A 15367-nucleotide genomic window follows, 5' to 3' on the forward strand; every position below is an offset into this window, starting at 1 on the left:
AGACACTCGGGTCCGCCCGTCGCGTGGTCCGAACGCCTCAAGCACCCCCGCTTCACCCCTCGTCCTACGGTTCGATCCCTCCCCCTCCGGCCGCATCCCCCACCCCCTCCAGCGCCACCGCCAGCACCTCCGCCAGATGGCTCCCCCGCACCCCCGCCAGCTGTTCCAGCTGTGTGCGGCAGGAGAAGCCGTCCGCCAGGACCACCGTGCCGTCCGGGGCGTTCCGTACCGACGGCAGGAGCTGTTCCTCCGCGCAGGACGTGGACACCTCGTAGTGGCCCTTCTCGAAGCCGAAGTTTCCCGCGAGACCGCAGCAGCCGCCGCTCAGTTCGCCGGAGAGCAGAGCGGCCTGCCGCAGCCGGCGGTCGGCGGCGTCGCCCAGCACCGCGTGCTGGTGGCAGTGGGTCTGGCCGGCCACCGGGCGGTCCACGCGCGGCGGCGTCCAGTCGGGGGCATGGCGTTCCAGCGTCTCCGCGAAGGTGAGGACCTTCGCGGCGAGGCGGGCCGCGCGCGGGTCGTCGTGCAGCAGTTCGGGGACGTCGGTGCGCAGGGCCGCGGCGCAGCTCGGCTCCAGGACCACGACCGGGGCGTCGGTCTCCAGCACCGGTTCCATCAGGTCGAGCGTGCGGCGCATGACCGCCCGGGCTCGGTCCAGCTGGCCCGTCGACACATACGTCAGCCCGCAGCAGACGCGGCCCCGGCCGCGCAGCACCGACAGCGGATCCATCGCGACCGTCGGCCCGTCGCCCACCGGCGGTTTCACCAGCCGCAGCGTCGGCGGCAGCCCCACACGCAGCCCGGCCGCCTCCAGCACCCGCACGGCGGCCTGCCCGACGGAGGGCGAGAGGTGCTCGGTGAAGGTGTCGGGCCACAGGATGACGAGGTCGCCTCCCCCACCCCCCGTCTCCCTCCGCCGCCGCTCCCACCACCGGCTGAACGTCCGCCGCGCCACCCGCGGAATCTCCCGCTCGGGCGCGATCCCGCCCAGCCGTTTCGCCGCCCACGCGAAGGGCCGTACCGCGGAGAGCGCGTTGACCAGCCATGCCGTGCGCGTACGGGACACCGCCCGGAGCCACACCGGCAGCCTGCCCATCGCGTAGTGCGCGGCGGGCCGGAGCCGCCCGGCGTAGTGGTGGTGGAGGAACTCCGCCTTGTACGTGGCCATGTCGACCTCGACCGGGCAGTCCGAGCGGCAGCCCTTGCAGGACAGGCACAGGTCCAGCGCGTCCCGTACCTCGGTCGAGCGCCAGCCGTCCGTCACGATCTCGCCCGCGAGCATCTCGTGCAGCAGCCGGGCCCGCCCGCGAGTGGAGTGTTCCTCCGCGCCGGTCGCCCGGAAGGACGGGCACATCACGGAGGAGCCGGACGCCGACGTCGTACGGCACTTGGCGACGCCCACGCAGCGCCGCACAGCCGCCGAGAAGTCACCGCCGTCGGACGGGTAGCCGAAGGCGACGTCGACCGGTTCGCGGGGCAGGACGGAGAAGCGCAGGTCGGCGTCGAGGGGCGCGGGGCGGACGAGCATCCCGGGGTTGAGCAGGTCGTCCGGGTCCCATACCCCCTTCGCCCGCTCGAACAGCCCCACCATCTCCTCCCCGTACATCCGGGGCAGCAGCTCCGCCCGCGCCTGCCCGTCCCCGTGCTCCCCGGACAGCGACCCGCCGTGCGCCACCACCAGCCCCGCGAGCTCCTCCGAGAAGCGGCGGAAACGGGCGACACCCGCCTCCGTCAGCAGGTCGAAGTCGATCCGGACGTGGATGCAGCCGTCCCCGAAGTGCCCGTACGGCGTGCCGCGCAGCCCGTGCGCGGTGAGCAGGCCCCGGAAGTCCCGCAGATACGCCCCGAGCCGGGCGGGCGGCACCGCGCAGTCCTCCCACCCCGGCCAGGCCTCACTGCCGTCCGGCATCCGCGTCGCCGTACCGCTCGCGTCCTCCCGGATCCGCCACAGCGCACGCTGCCCCGCCGGGTCGGTGACCACCAGGGCGTCCACGACGTCGGCCGCCCGCACGATCGCCTCGGCACGCGCGCGTGCCTCCGCGGCCGACTCCCCGCCGGTCTCCACGAAGAGCCAGGCCGCGCCCTTGGGCAGGGCCGCAGCGGACGGCACCAGGTCCGCCGACATCCCCTCCACCGTCAGCGGCCCGAACGGCAGCAGCCCGGCGGCGGCCTCCGCCGCCGCGCTCTCGTCGGCGTACGCCAGCACGGCCAGCGCACGCGCGCGGGGCGCCTCGACCAGTCGTACGACCGCCTCCGTCAGCACGCCCAGCGTGCCCTCGGAGCCGCAGAAGGAGCGGGCCACGTCGGCGCCGTGCTCGGGCAGCAGGGCGTCCAGCGCGTACCCGGAGATGCGGCGGGGCAGCTCCGGGAAGCCGGTGCGCAACCGGGCCAGCTCGCCGTCCACCAGGGCCCGCAGCCCGTCCGGCGCCCCGGCCCAGTCCTGCCCGAGCCGCAGCCGCCGCCCGCTCGCGGTGACCACGTCCAGCTCGCGCACGCTGTCCGCGGTGGTCCCCCACGCCACCGAGTGGGAGCCGCACGAGTTGTTGCCGATCATGCCGCCGAGCGTGCACCGGCTGTGCGTGGACGGGTCGGGACCGAAGCGCAGCCCGTGCGGTGCGGCGGCCTCCTGGAGCCGGTCGAGCACCAGCCCCGGCTGCACGACGGCCGTACGCGCCTCGGGATCCAGCGACACCAGCCGGTTCATGTACCGGGTGAAGTCCAGCACGACACCCGTGCCCGTCGCCTGCCCCGCGATCGACGTCCCGCCGCCTCTCGCCACGACCGGCACCCCGCGCTCCCGGCACACCTCCAGGACGGCCGACACGTCGTCGGCGTCACGGGGAGCGACCACACCCAGCGGCACGCGCCGGTAGTTGGAGGCGTCCATGGTGACCAGCGCCCGGGAGGTGACGTCGAAACCCACGTCACCCCGGACGACCCGGCTCAGCTCGGCCTCAAGGGCAGGGAGTTCCCCGGCATCCGTCATGCGTCCAGCATGCACCCGATCACTGACAGTGACGGATCGGGGCGCCCCCTGCGGCCTCAGCCCTTGACGGCGGAGCTGGCCACGCCCTCGACGAACCAGCGCTGGAAGAACGCGAAGACGATCAGCACGGGCAGTACCAGCAGCACGCCGAAGGCGAGGATCTGGCCCCAGTCCGGGGGCTGCTGCCCCTGGAAGACGCTCATCTCCAGAGGGAGGGGACGCACCGACGGGTCGGACACCATCAGCACCGGCCACAGGAAGGAGCCCCACTGGATGAGGAAGGTGAGGATCGCGACCGAGGCGAACACCGGCCTGGACATCGGCACGATGATCGCGAAGAAGGTGCGCCAGGGCCCCGCGCCGTCCAGCCGGGCCGCTTCCTCGATGCTCGGCGGGATCTTCTTGAAGAACGTGTGGAACTGGTAGATGGCGAAGGCGTTGGCGACGAACGGCAGCGCCTGGACGAACAGGGTGTTGCGCTGGCCGTTGAACATGTAGAACAGCGGCACCGCCACCGACTCGAACGGGATCAGCATCAGCAGCAGGACGAGGGTGAACACCGCGTTCTGTCCCCGCCACTTCAGCCGCGTCAGCCCGTACGCGGCCATCGAGTTGACGATCAGTCCGCCCGTGACGACCACGAACGACAGCAGCACCGACACGCCCATGAACTGCCAGAAGTAGCCGGTGCTGTCGGAGCTGAGGCTGTCGAGGACGGCGGTGTAGTTGTCGAAGGAGAGGTGGGTGGGCAGGAAGCCGGACAGGCCGTTCAGGACCTCGTCGGACGGCTTGAGGCTGCCGAGGAAGAGGTAGAGCGCGGGGAGGGCGAAGACGAACGCCAGGACGCTCAGGACGGTGTAGTCGAGGACGCGGCGTACGGGCGTGCGGGTCATGGCCATGGTGGAGTCAGTCCTCGTTGTCGGGCCGGACGACGCGGCGCTGGACGATCGTCAGGGCGACGACGATCAGGAAGAACACCACCGTGACGGCCGAGGCCTGGCCGATGTTGTTCTGGTCGAAGGCCGTGGTGACGGCCTGGTACATCACCGTCCGGGTGGCGTCCTCGTCCAGGCCGCCGCCGCGGATGAGGATGTACACCTGGTCGAAGACCCGGAAGGACAGCACCGAGGTCAGCATCGCGACGAAGACGAGGGTGCCGCGAATGCCGGGCAGGGTGACGTGCCGGAACTGCTGCCAGCGCGAGGCCCGGTCCAGCTCGGAGGCCTCGTAGAGCTCGCCCGGGATCTGCTGGAGGCCGGCCAGCAGGATGACCATCTGGAAGCCGACGCCCTGCCACACCGACAGCACGATGATCGAGCCCATCGCGGTGAGACCGTCGCCGAGCCAGTCGAAGGCACCCCAGTTGCCGAAAGTCACCGTGTCCAGCAGGGAGTTGAGCATGCCCTGCTCACTGCGGGCGAGGATCAGCCGCCAGATCACGGCGACCAGCGCCATCGGGAAGACCACCGGCATGAAGAAGAAGGACCGGAACAGGCCGATGGCCTTCAGCTTGCGGTTGAGCAGGATCGCCAGCGTCAGCGCCAGACCCGTCTGGAGTGGTACGACGACCGCGGCGAAGGTCAGGTTGTTCAGCAGCGCCCGCAGGAACGGGCCGGACAGGTCGGGGTCGGTGAACAGCCGCCGGTAGTGCTCCACGCCGAAGAAGGTGGGCTCCAGCGGCGAGCCGAGGCGGACGTTGTAGAAGGAGAGCACCACGGCGTAGCCGAACGGGATGCCGACGAAGGCGATCAGCCCGCCGACGGCCGGGGCGGACATCAGCAGCCCGTGCAGCCGGTCGCGGTTGCCGCGCGAGGGACGCGAGGGCTTCGCGGAGGGCGTGGACGAGGCGGCCTGCGCCCGGCCAGGGGCCGCGGCGTGAGCGGAGTGCGCGGGTTCCACGGTTTTCACGGGAGGGTCCTCTTCCCGGCGGGGCGGGCTCGGCCGGTACGGGGCCCGCGGTGTCGCGTCGCCTCGTCGCCGACGGCCCGCCCGGGCCGATGCGTGCTGCGGGTTACGGGATCTCGTAGCCGGCGTTGTCGGTGAAGTCCCGGTCGATGGCGCGGGCGGCCTTCTTCAGGGCTTCCTCGGGGTCGGCGCCGCCGTAGATGGAGTTCAGGGCCGTGTTGAACTTGGCGGTGACCGTGGGGTATCCGGCGGTGACCGGGCGGGTGACGGCGACGCAGGAGGCGCTGATGTCGCTGTCGCCGCAGGGCTTGGCCAGCTGGTCGGCGAAGAGCTGGAGCGGGCCGCCCTTCTTGTACAGCTCGCTCTTGGCGAGGGCGGACTTGGTGGCGGGCACCGCGCCGTTGGCCTTCGTCATCGCGCCGACGTTGGTGTCGTTCAGCAGGTAGTCCAGGAAGGTGCCGGCGGCCTTGCCGTTCTTGCCGGCGGCGCCGATACCCCAGGCCCACGAACCCTGGCCGGTCTTGGGGCCGTTGCCGAAGTCCGGCAGCGGCAGGACGGCGAGGTCGTCACCGAGCGCCTCGCTGTACGCGGGGTAGTTCCAGTGACCGACCCAGCTCAGCGCCACCTTGCCCTTGGCGAAGGCGTTGCCGTCGGTGTTGGGGTCGACGTACGGCTTCCAGGACTGGAAGGTCTTCAGCGCGGAGACGGTCTTCGGGCTGTCCAGGGCGCCCGCCGCCTTGCCGTCCTTCAGCAGGCCGCCGCCGGCCGACCAGACGATCGGGGAGAAGCCGAAGGTGCCCCACTCGGAGGCCAGGCCGTACTGCTCCGATATGTCGAGGACCTTGCCGTCGGAGTCCTTGCCCTTCAGCGCCTCGAGGGCCTTGCCGAACTCCTCGGCCGTCCAGGCGTCGTCCACGCTCGTCGGGTACTTCACGCCGGCCGCGTCCAGCATCTTCTTGTTGGCGTAGAGACCGAGCCCGGCGTCGAACATGCCCAGGCCGTAGTGCTTGCCGTCGATCTCGCCCTGCGCCTTGATCGCGTCGGTGGCGTTGCCGAGGGTCTTGGCGGAGACGTGGCCGTCGACCGGGGCGAGCTTGCTGTTGTAGACGAAGTTCGCCATCGTCGGGCCGTCGAACTCCAGCACGTCCGGCAGTTCGGAGGCGTCGGTGGTGGTGATGGTCTTCGTGTAGTCCTTCTCGGGTATGAGCTTCAGCTCGGCCTTGACGGCGCTCTGCGAGGAGTTGAAGGACTTCACCGCGTTCTGCAGCGCGGTCGCCTCGCTCGCCTGGCCCTGGTGGGCCCAGACGCTGATGGTGCCCTTGCCGCTGCCGTCTTCGGCGGAGGTGTCGCTGCCACCGCCCCCGCCGCAGGCGGCCAGCGCGGCCAGGGGCAGCAGAGCGAGGGCTGTCAGGCCCGTACGACGGTGCTTTCTGTTACCGATGATCATGGTCATGCCTCCGTGCGGGGTGTGCGGGTGGGTGCGCGGACGGTGGGGAGGGCCGGGGGGCTGGAACGGCGCCCCTGGTTGCGGGCGGGGAAGAGGGGAGCTATCGCTGCCGGCCGGTGTGCGGCGGAGCGGTGGTCTCGCGGAGCACGAAACGGATGGGCATCTCGACGGGGGGCGGCGGCCCGGCGTCCGGGCCGTCCAGCCACGCCAGCAGCAGCTGGGCCGCCTCCCGGCCCTGGGCCGCGACCGGCTGGGCCACGGTGGTCAGCCCGACCACCTCGGACAGCTCGTGATCGTCGAAGCCGACGACGGACACGTCCTCCGGAACCCTCAGCCGGTGCCGGCGCAGGGCGCGCAGCGCGCCCATCGCCATCTCGTCGGACTGGGCGAACACGGCGGTCGGCGGGTGACGCAGCGCCAGCAGCTCGGTCATGGCCCGCTCGCCGCCCTCGACGGTGTAACCGCCGTCCGCCTCCAGGGCGGGGTCGGGCTCGATCCCGGCGTCGGCCAGCACGTCCAGGTAGCCCTGCCGGCGGTCGAGGGGCGTGGTCCAGTGCAGCGGCTCGCTGGCGCCGGAGATCATGCCGATCCGCCGGTGGCCGAGGTTCACCAGATGCCGTACGGCGCTCTCCGCCCCGCCCCGGTCGTCGATGCCGACCACCGTGAAACCGGGCCGGGCGCCGCCGACCGTGGTCGCCAGCGGCACGCCCAGGGAGCGCAGGGCGGCGGCCTCCTCCAGGTCCGGGATCAGCAGGGACAGCACGGCGTCGACCCGCTTGCGGATCGGCAGCTTGGTGAAGAAGCGCTTGCGGGCCTCCGGTGAGCCGAGGTTGTACAGCAGGACGTCGTAACCGGCGGCGCTGAAGACCTTCTCGGCGGAGTCCAGCACGGTGCCGAAGAACCAGCGGCCCACGTACGGGACGACGACGCCGATGGTGTAGGTGCGCCCGCTGGCCAGGCTGGACGCCGAGCGCGAGGCGGTGTAGCCCAGCTCGGCGGCGGCCGCGACGATCCTGGCCCGCATCTCCTCCGACACTCCGGGACGGCCGCGCAGGGCGCGGGACACGGTGGACGCCGAGACCCCGGTGGCCTCTGCGACATCGGTGATGCTGACCGTCACGGGACGCTCCTTGATCGGGTGCACGCCGCGGGTCAGGGGGCCCGGAAGCACGTCGGCGTGAGGGGGAGTGACGAGACCGTAAACCCGCCCCACCTGTTGCGCAAGCGTTTGCGTTCAGATTTACTTCGGCTGACTCTCAGAGAAACTCTCGCCAGCCAGAGCACAGCGCACGCGTTTGAGTGCCGCTGTCGGCAGACAGGACCTGTCCATGCGATACGCGCCGCCCGGCCTCTGCGTGAACGACTTCGACCTCCTGCGCCACGCGGACGGCACCTACACCGCGCTGCACCTGCAGGGCCCGTGGACGGCCGAGTTCGACCACCTGCGCATGGAGACGTCCTACGGCCGGGCCACCTCCACCGACCTGGTCCACTGGGAGCCGCAGGGCACGGCCTTCGGCAACGGCCTGCCGGGCCGCTTCGACCAGCAGGCGGTGTGGACCATGCACGCCTTCCCGCACGGCGCCGGCATGGCGATGCTCTACACCGCCGTCTCCGGACTCACCCCCGGCGGCTGGCCCCTGCAGTCGGTCGGCCTGGCGTACTCAGACCGCACCGACGGCACGGGCTGGCGGCGCCACGGCACGGGCCCGGTCGTCGAGGCGGACGGGCGCTGGTACCGCACGGGCGAACGCATGGGCTGGCGCGACCCCTTCGTCGTACGCGACGACGAGTCCGACGGCTGGGTCATGGTGGTCTGCGCCGCCGACGCCTCCCTGCCGGTCGAGGCCGGCGGCTGCGTCGCCTGGGCCACCTCCGACGACCTGGAGCACTGGACCGTCCACCCGCCGCTGATCTCCCCCGGCGACGTCGACGAACTGGAGTGCCCGGTCCTGGAACGCCTCGACGACGGCAGCTGGCTGCTGCTCGGCTCCATCGGCGCCACCCGGGGCTTCGAGGCGTGGACCGCCCCGCGCCTGCGCGGCCCGTGGACCCGCCGCGGTCCGCTCGGCCCGACGGGCGCGTACGCCCCGCGCGTCGTCACCGCCCCCGACGGCTCCCGCGTCGTGCTGCACACCACCCCCCGCCGCGTCGGCCTCACCGACACCGGCGACCGCTGCCGCGGCATGCTCGCCCAGCCCAAGTCCCTCGTCGCGGGGGAGGATGCGGCGCCCCGCCTGGAATGGTGGCCGGGCCTGGACCCCTGGCTCGGCGAGGAGACGTACGACGCCCCCCTGCACGCGGTCGGTGACGTCGACCTCTCCGGCCGCACCGAGATCACCCTGCGCACACATGTCTCCGACGAAGGCCGGCCCGCGCTCACGGTCGGCTGCGACGGCAAGACCCTCCGGGTCACGGGCCCCGAGGGCACCCCGCTCGGCGAGACCCTCCTGCCGGACCCCGCCGCCGCACTGCGCATCCTCACCGTCGGTGAGTACGTCGAGGTCTACGCCGACGGCGTCTTCGTCCTCACCACCCTGTGCTACTCCGGCTGCCCCGCCCCCTGGACGGCCGCCTCCGAGGGCCGCGTCCGCCCTGTTCCCGTCCGCCCGGTCCGGCTGCCGGCCCCGCACCGCGACGACGCCTCGGCCGTCTGGCCCGGCCCGTCGCCGCACTGACGGCTGCCGGAACCCCGTCTCACCCGACGGACCACGTTTCGCCCAGGTTTCCTCACCGGCTAACCTCCAGAGCGTGGCTGAGATCCAGATTCCCGCTGACATCAAGCCCGCCGACGGACGTTTCGGCGCGGGTCCCTCCAAGGTGCGGACTGAGGCGCTGGACGCCCTCGCCGCCACCGGTACCTCCCTCATGGGCACCTCACACCGGCAGGCCCCGGTCAAGAACCTGGTCGGCAAGGTGCGCGAGGGCGTCCGTGAGCTGTTCCAGCTCCCCGACGGCTACGAGGTGGTGCTCGGCAACGGCGGCTCCACCGCGTTCTGGGACATCGCGACGCACGGCCTGATCGAGAACAAGTCGCAGCACCTCACCTTCGGCGAGTTCTCCTCCAAGTTCGCCAAGGCCTCCAAGCTCGCCCCCTGGCTCGCCGAGCCCAGCGTCATCTCCTCCGACCCCGGTACGCATCCGGAGCCGCAGGCCGAGGCGGGCGTCGACGTGTACGCGTTCACGCACAACGAGACCTCCACCGGTGTCGCCGCCCCCGTCAAGCGGGTGCAGGGCGCCGACGAGGGTTCCCTCGTCCTGGTCGACGCCACCTCCGGCGCCGGCGGCCTGCCCGTCGACATCGCCGAGACGGACGTCTACTACTTCGCCCCGCAGAAGTCCTTCGCCTCCGACGGCGGCCTGTGGATCGGCGTCTTCTCCCCCGCGGCGATCGAGCGCGCGGAGCGTATCCACGCGTCCGGCCGCCACATCCCGGAGTTCTTCGCGCTGCCCACGGCGATCGACAACTCCCGCAAGAACCAGACGTACAACACGCCGGGCCTCGCCACGCTGTTCCTCCTCAACGACCAGCTGGAGTGGATCAACGGCCAGGGCGGCCTGGACTGGTCGGTGCGCCGCACGGCCACGTCCGCGCGCACGCTGTACGGCTGGGCCGAGGACGTCAAGTACGCGAACCCGTTCGTCACCGACCCGGCCAAGCGCTCCCAGGTCATCGGCACGATCGACTTCACCGACGACGTCGACGCAGCCGCCGTCGCCAAGGTCCTGCGCGCCAACGGCATCGTCGACACCGAGCCGTACCGCAAGCTCGGCCGCAACCAGCTGCGCGTCGCGATGTTCCCGGCGATCGACCCGGCGGACGTCGAGGCCCTCACGAAGTGCGTCGACTACGTGATCGAGAAGCTCTGACCTTCTCCCGTACGTGACTGAGGGCGCCCCGCGTGTGCGGGGCGCCCTTCTTTCACATGAGCCAAGGCTCAGACAGGCATGTTCAGCCGCCGTAGCCCAGGATCCCGCTCAGGGTCTTGCCGACATTGGCGACGGCCGACTTGGCCGTGCTCGGCGTCTTCTCCGCAGCGGCCTGCGGCTTCGGGTCGGCCAGCTTCTTGCAGACCGCGTCGGCCGTGCCGCTGCCGTGCGGCACCTTGCCGTTGGTGAGGTACGCCGCCAGGTGCTTGTCGAGGCAGGCGTTGCCGCCCAGCGTGATGCCGTGGTTGCCGCCGCCCTGCTCCACCACCAGGCTGGAGCCCTTCAGCAGCCGGTGCATGGTGACGCCGCCCTGGTACGGGGTGGCCGCGTCGTCCGTCGCCTGGAACAGCAGGACCGGCGGGAGCTTGGAGTTGGAGACGTTCACCGGCTTGAGCGACTTCGTCGGCCAGAAGGCACACGGCGCGTTGTACCAGGCGTTGTTCCAGGCCATGAACGGGGCCTTCTCGTACACGGCCCAGTTGTCCTTGCGCCACTGGTTCCAGTCGCGCGGCCAGGAGGCGTCACGGCACTGCACGGAGGTGTAGACGCTGTAGCCGTTGTCGCCGGAGGCGTCGATGGCGGCGATGTCGTCGTACGCCTTGACCAGCGCAGCGGTGTCGTGCTTGTTGACGTAGGCCGCGAACGTCTGGGCGAGGGTGGGCCAGTAGGCGTTGTTGTAGCCGCCGGGTATGAAGATGTCCTCCAGTTCGGAGGCGCCCACCTTGCCGCCCGCCGGCTTCTTGGCCAGGGCCGCCCGCATGGCGTACCACTTGGCCTCGATCTTCTTCGGATCGGTGCCGAGCTTGTACGTGGAGTCGTACTTGGCTATCCACGCCATCAGCGCCTTGTGACGCTTGTCGAAGGCGTAGTCCTGCTGGATGTTGTCGTCGTACCAGACCCCGGTCGGGTCGACGATCGAGTCCAGCACCAGGCGCCGCACCCGCTCGGGGAACAACTTGGCGTAGACCGCGCCGAGATAGGTGCCGTACGAGTAGCCGAAGTAGTTGATCTTCTTCGCGCCGAGGGCCTCGCGGATCGAGTCCATGTCCTTCACGGCGCTGACCGTGTTGATGTACGGCAGGACGTCCTTGTACTTCGTGCCGCAGGCCTGGGCGAAGGACTTGGCGCGCGCGAGGTTGGCCTTCTCGATCGCGGGCGTGCTGGGCACGGAGTCGGGGCGCACCGGGTCGAAGTGGCCCGGCTTGCAGTCCAGGGCGGGCTTGCTCTCGCCCACGCCGCGCGGGTCGAAGCCGATGACGTCGTACTGGGCCGCGACCTCCTTGGGCAGGGAGGAGGCGACGAAACCGGCCAGCGACAGACCGCTGCCGCCGGGGCCGCCGGGGTTGACCAGCAGCGGGCCCTGGTACGTCGAGGCGGTGTGCGGCACGCGGGACAGCGCCAGCGTGATCTGCTTCCCCCGCGGCTTCGCGTAGTCGAGCGGCACCTTCACCGACGCGCACTGCATCGTCGGGGAGTCGTCCGTGGCGCACTTCTTCCAAGTGACCTTCGCGGCCTGGGCGGTGGTCGCGGACTGCGGCGCGTCGGCGCTGGCGGGAGCGGCGGTGAGGGTCCCGGCCAGGACGACGGTCGCGCCGCACAGTACGGCTGCGCTTCTTCTCATGGAGTTCTCTCAGAACGGTGAGGGGGGTCAGGCCCGTGTGTCACACGGGCCGTGCCGCATCGTTTCGGAAGAGCACGCCACGCACATACATATTCGACCAAGACTTGACCGAATCGAGTCACCGCATGCGCCCAAACCCCTTTAAAAGAGAGGCATTTGGACCTTCGGTAACCAAACGCCCCTCTCGTCGCATGGGGCAGGGCCTACAAGGAGCAGTGGTCAGGAGCCCGAGAGGGGCCGTAGGAGGCCTCTGGTCCCCCCTTGCGTCCCCTCCGCCGTGTCGCCGTCGCACCGGGTCTCCGTCGTGGTCTTCTGGGGCCCGAACAGGGCAGACCAGACGATGTCATCCAGTCCCTGGCTCTGCTTGCGGGACGAGTAGCACGAGGAAGTCTGACCTTCGTCACGGTCAGGCGGCGGAGCGGTGTGGGCCGCGACGGGTGCGGTGGAGGTCAGGACCGCCGCGAGGACGATGACGGTCGCACCGGCCGAGTGCGCGAGAGATCGGTGCATACAGTGCAATCGCGGAGTTTTCATGATCACACCTTGGGCGGGAAAGCGCCCAGGAGGAAGGCTGACGACCCCTCGGCCGGGCAACTGAACCCGAACGGCCGCCCGCACCGCACGCCGCCGCGACCCCTCACGTCCGGCGGGTCGAGGGCTGCGGAGGCAGCATCACGTCGCCACTGCGCTTGAGCCGCTGCCAGGGCAGCCGGTAGCCGTTGATCGCGGTCAGGCAGGCCTGGGCGAGGACCAGATACATCACCTGGCGGTAGACGACCTGTTGGAGAGGGAGCGCCCACAGGGGCCGGAGCCGCTCGCCGTCGAGGTGGAAGGCGTACGCGGCACAGACGGCCTGCACCGCCAGCACACCGCACCACGCGAGCACGGTGGTGAGCGGGTTCCCGAACACCAGGCCGTAGAGGGCCAGGATGTCGATCAGCGGGGCGAGCAGCGGGGTGAAGATCTGGAAGACGGCCAGCAGGGGCAGGCCCCGGCGGCCGAAGCGGCCCGCGGGACCGCGCTCGAGCAGGGCGTGCCGGTGCTTCCACGCGGCCTGCATCGTGCCGTAGCTCCACCGGTAGCGCTGGCGCCACAGCTCCCGCAGCGAGGACGGTGCCTCGGTCCAGGCCAGCGCGTCCGGCACGTAGCTGATCTCCCACCCGGCCCGGTGCAGGGCCATGGTGAGGTCGGTGTCCTCGGCGAGGGTGTCCGCGCTCACCATTCCGGCGTCCCGCAGGGCCTCGGCGCGAAAGGCCCCGACGGCACCGGGAATGGTGGGCATGCAGTGCAGCAGGTCGTACATGCGGCGGTCGAGGTTGAAGCCCATGACGTACTCGATGTGCTGCCACCGGCCGAGCAGCCGCCGCCGGTTGCCGACCTTCGCGTTGCCCGCGACGGCGCCGACGCGCGGGTCGGCGAAGGGCTGGACGAGGCGGCCGACGGTCGAGGGGGCGAAGACGGTGTCGGCGTCCAGCATGACGACGAGATCGTGGGAGGCCCGCAGGACACCGGTGTTGAGGGCGGCGGGCTTGCCGCTGTTGGGCTGCCGGACGACGGTGACGTTCTTCAGGGCGAGTGACTCCGCGAGGTCGGCGGTGCCGTCGCGGGAACCGTCGTCCACGACGATGATCTCGACGGGGTGGTCGCTCGCGGCGAGGGAGCGGAGCGTCTTGGGGATGCACGGTTTCTCGTTGTAGGCGGGGATGACGACGCTGACGGGCCGGGTGACGGGCCCGTGACCGCCGGGGCCGGGGCGCCGGCGGCGGGCGTGGTGACGGGCCAGGACGATCAGCAGCACACACCGGGCGAGGACGAGCGAACCGACCACCAGCAGCAGCGCGCTCACGGCCGTGACCGCTGTCGCCGACACGGTGACGGCGGCCACGAAGATCCGGCCGCTCCACAGGTCCGCCGTGCCGACGGGGCTGGTGAGGGTGTCGGCGCCGACCAGTTCCGCGAGCGTGGTGAAGCGATAGCCCTGGGCCTGCAACCGGGGGATCAGGGTCTCCAGGGCCTCGACCGTCTGCGATCTGTCCCCTCCCGCGTCGTGCAGGAGGACGACCGCGCCCCTGCCCCCGGTCGGTGTGGCCGCGTCGGCGATCTTCCGGGCGCCCGGCCGCCGCCAGTCGTTGGTGTCCTGGTCGATGAACGCCAGGACGTAGCCCTTCTCCCCCAGGCGCCGGGCCAGGGACCACTCCGGGGTGTCGAGGGCGGCGGGGGTCGAGGAGTAGGGCATCCGCATCAGCGAGGAGTGGATGCCCGCGGCCCCCGCGAGGGCGAGTTGGGTCAGTGACAGCTCACGGTCGATGTCGCTCGCGGACCGGGTGGTCAGGTCGGGGTGGGAGAAGGTGTGCACGCCGATCTCGTGGCCGGAGCGGACCACACGGCGCAGCACATCCGGGTACCGGGCGGTCTGCTGCCCGGTGACGAAGAAGGTGCCGGGCGTGCCGTAGCGGTCGAGAACGGCCTGGATGCGGGGCGTCCAGGTGGGGTCGGGGCCGTCGTCGAAGGTGAGCACGACGGTCTTGTCCGGCGTGCGATAGGTGCGCAGATGATCGTTGGTGGTGGCGACGACCGGGCCGCCGTCCGCGATCGAGCGGGGGACGCCGGTCGCCGACCGCCCGCCGCGCCCTTCCTGGTCGCCGGCGAAGCCCCGGGTGGTGTAGCCCTCGACCAGGAGGACCGAGGCGACGAAGGCCAGCAGGACCAGGGGGACGACGATGCGGAAGCGATGCCGCGGAGCCAGGGGTGCTCGCGTCCGCCGCGGACCGGACGGCCTCGATGAGCGGTCGGGTGACCGGTCGGGGCGCCGCCGCATCAGGGAGCCTCGGCCACCGAGGGGTCGGCGGGCGGGGGCGGCTCGGCGACACCGGACGGCGCCGAGGGGCTGGGCGCCGGCTCTGTGGGTTCAGGTGCCGGTGGGGCGGGTGGGGCAGTGGTGGGCGGAGCGGGTGAGGGCGGGGGCGGGGGCTCGCTGGTGTCCGTCCCCGGTTCGGGGGCGGGCTCGGCGGGGTCGGCGGGCTGCTCCGGTGAGGGCTCCTGTGTCGGCGCCGCCTCCGGTTCCGGGTTGTCGGAAGGTTCCGGTGCGCCGGGCGGCGGGCTCCCGGGCACCAGGGGCGGGTCCAGGGAGGGGCCGGGCCCGGCGAGCCCCGGGACGAGCAGGGCGCTGGGGCCGGCCGCGTCCGAGGCGTCGCCGGGCGGTGCCAGGGGCGTCCCGCCCGGGGCCTGGGCCCTCGGCGCGGCGGGCGCCGCCACGTCGCCGGGGAGCAGCGCCCCCGGCGCGAAGGGCGTCGCTCCCATCAGGCTCAGTCCCAGCACCGCCATGTAGGCCGCCGCACAGCCGGCCAGTCCGTAGCCGGCGCGCCGGAGATTGCGCGCACGCCGGCCGGAGGAGTCGACGAACACCGGGAGGCGCGGATCGCTCGACGGTTCCTGCCCTGTTTGCTCCCTCTTGGCACGGTACGGCGCCATAAGTGTCAGC

10 protein-coding genes are annotated in these 15367 nt (G+C 71.6%); 2 read left to right on the top strand and 8 right to left on the bottom strand.

Annotated features, from left to right (window positions below):
* Positions 1-64: 64 nt before the first annotated feature.
* The 5 genes from ACZ58V_RS33435 to ACZ58V_RS33455 form a co-directional block, all read right to left on the bottom strand.
* Positions 65-2983 (bottom strand): FAD-binding and (Fe-S)-binding domain-containing protein, encoded by a 2919-nt coding sequence (locus ACZ58V_RS33435; RefSeq protein ID WP_471294818.1) that lies wholly within the window; start codon positions 2981-2983, stop codon positions 65-67.
* Between the two features lie 56 nt (positions 2984-3039).
* Positions 3040-3882: a carbohydrate ABC transporter permease gene (locus tag ACZ58V_RS33440; protein WP_382828667.1), complete on the bottom strand. Its 843-nt coding sequence runs from the start codon at positions 3880-3882 to the stop codon at positions 3040-3042.
* 7 nt (positions 3883-3889) lie between these two features.
* Positions 3890-4891 (bottom strand): carbohydrate ABC transporter permease, encoded by a 1002-nt coding sequence (locus ACZ58V_RS33445; protein ID WP_468194146.1) that lies wholly within the window; start codon positions 4889-4891, stop codon positions 3890-3892.
* 103 nt (positions 4892-4994) lie between these two features.
* Positions 4995-6335 (bottom strand): ABC transporter substrate-binding protein, encoded by a 1341-nt coding sequence (locus tag ACZ58V_RS33450; protein ID WP_471294819.1) that lies wholly within the window; start codon positions 6333-6335, stop codon positions 4995-4997.
* 100 nt (positions 6336-6435) lie between these two features.
* Complete coding sequence (locus tag ACZ58V_RS33455) at positions 6436-7455, bottom strand: LacI family DNA-binding transcriptional regulator (RefSeq protein WP_189727032.1); 1020 nt, start codon at positions 7453-7455, stop codon at positions 6436-6438.
* A 208-nt stretch (positions 7456-7663) separates the two neighbouring features.
* On the opposite strand from ACZ58V_RS33455, the gene ACZ58V_RS33460 reads away from it, so the two are divergent.
* Together ACZ58V_RS33460 and serC are read left to right on the top strand one after the other, a co-directional pair.
* Positions 7664-9013: a glycoside hydrolase family protein gene (locus ACZ58V_RS33460; protein ID WP_471294820.1), complete on the top strand. Its 1350-nt coding sequence runs from the start codon at positions 7664-7666 to the stop codon at positions 9011-9013.
* Between the two features lie 73 nt (positions 9014-9086).
* The gene (serC, locus tag ACZ58V_RS33465) at positions 9087-10205 is read left to right on the top strand and encodes a phosphoserine transaminase (RefSeq protein WP_468194138.1); all 1119 of its coding nucleotides are present in this window, start codon (positions 9087-9089) and stop codon (positions 10203-10205) included.
* An 82-nt stretch (positions 10206-10287) separates the two neighbouring features.
* Here the strand turns inward: serC and ACZ58V_RS33470 are convergent, their stop codons facing one another.
* The 3 genes from ACZ58V_RS33470 to ACZ58V_RS33480 all read right to left on the bottom strand — a co-directional run bounded on the left by ACZ58V_RS33470 (position 10288) and on the right by ACZ58V_RS33480 (position 15357).
* Positions 10288-11886: an alpha/beta hydrolase gene (locus ACZ58V_RS33470; protein ID WP_471294822.1), complete on the bottom strand. Its 1599-nt coding sequence runs from the start codon at positions 11884-11886 to the stop codon at positions 10288-10290.
* Between the two features lie 637 nt (positions 11887-12523).
* Positions 12524-14704, bottom strand: coding sequence for a bifunctional polysaccharide deacetylase/glycosyltransferase family 2 protein (locus tag ACZ58V_RS33475; RefSeq protein WP_468194133.1), 2181 nt, complete (start codon positions 14702-14704; stop codon positions 12524-12526).
* Positions 14704-15357: a hypothetical protein gene (locus ACZ58V_RS33480; protein WP_468194130.1), complete on the bottom strand. Its 654-nt coding sequence runs from the start codon at positions 15355-15357 to the stop codon at positions 14704-14706. Before ACZ58V_RS33480 ends, ACZ58V_RS33475 begins: the two co-directional genes overlap by 1 nt.
* Between the last annotated feature and the right edge of the window lie 10 nt (positions 15358-15367).

This window comes from Streptomyces sp. NPDC040589 (genome assembly GCF_055594445.1).

What these genes read in the sequence shown, in the direction of transcription:
- ACZ58V_RS33435 (WP_471294818.1), bottom strand. Translation starts at nt 2,983, where the DNA reads ATGACGGATGCCGGGGAACTCCCTGCCCTTGAGGCCGAGCTGAGCCGG.
- ACZ58V_RS33440 (WP_382828667.1), bottom strand. Translation starts at nt 3,882, where the DNA reads ATGGCCATGACCCGCACGCCCGTACGCCGCGTCCTCGACTACACCGTC.
- ACZ58V_RS33450 (WP_471294819.1), bottom strand. Translation starts at nt 6,335, where the DNA reads ATGATCATCGGTAACAGAAAGCACCGTCGTACGGGCCTGACAGCCCTC.
- ACZ58V_RS33460 (WP_471294820.1), top strand. Translation starts at nt 7,664, where the DNA reads ATGCGATACGCGCCGCCCGGCCTCTGCGTGAACGACTTCGACCTCCTG.
- ACZ58V_RS33470 (WP_471294822.1), bottom strand. Translation starts at nt 11,886, where the DNA reads ATGAGAAGAAGCGCAGCCGTACTGTGCGGCGCGACCGTCGTCCTGGCC.
- ACZ58V_RS33475 (WP_468194133.1), bottom strand. Translation starts at nt 14,704, where the DNA reads ATGCGGCGGCGCCCCGACCGGTCACCCGACCGCTCATCGAGGCCGTCC.
- ACZ58V_RS33480 (WP_468194130.1), bottom strand. Translation starts at nt 15,357, where the DNA reads ATGGCGCCGTACCGTGCCAAGAGGGAGCAAACAGGGCAGGAACCGTCG.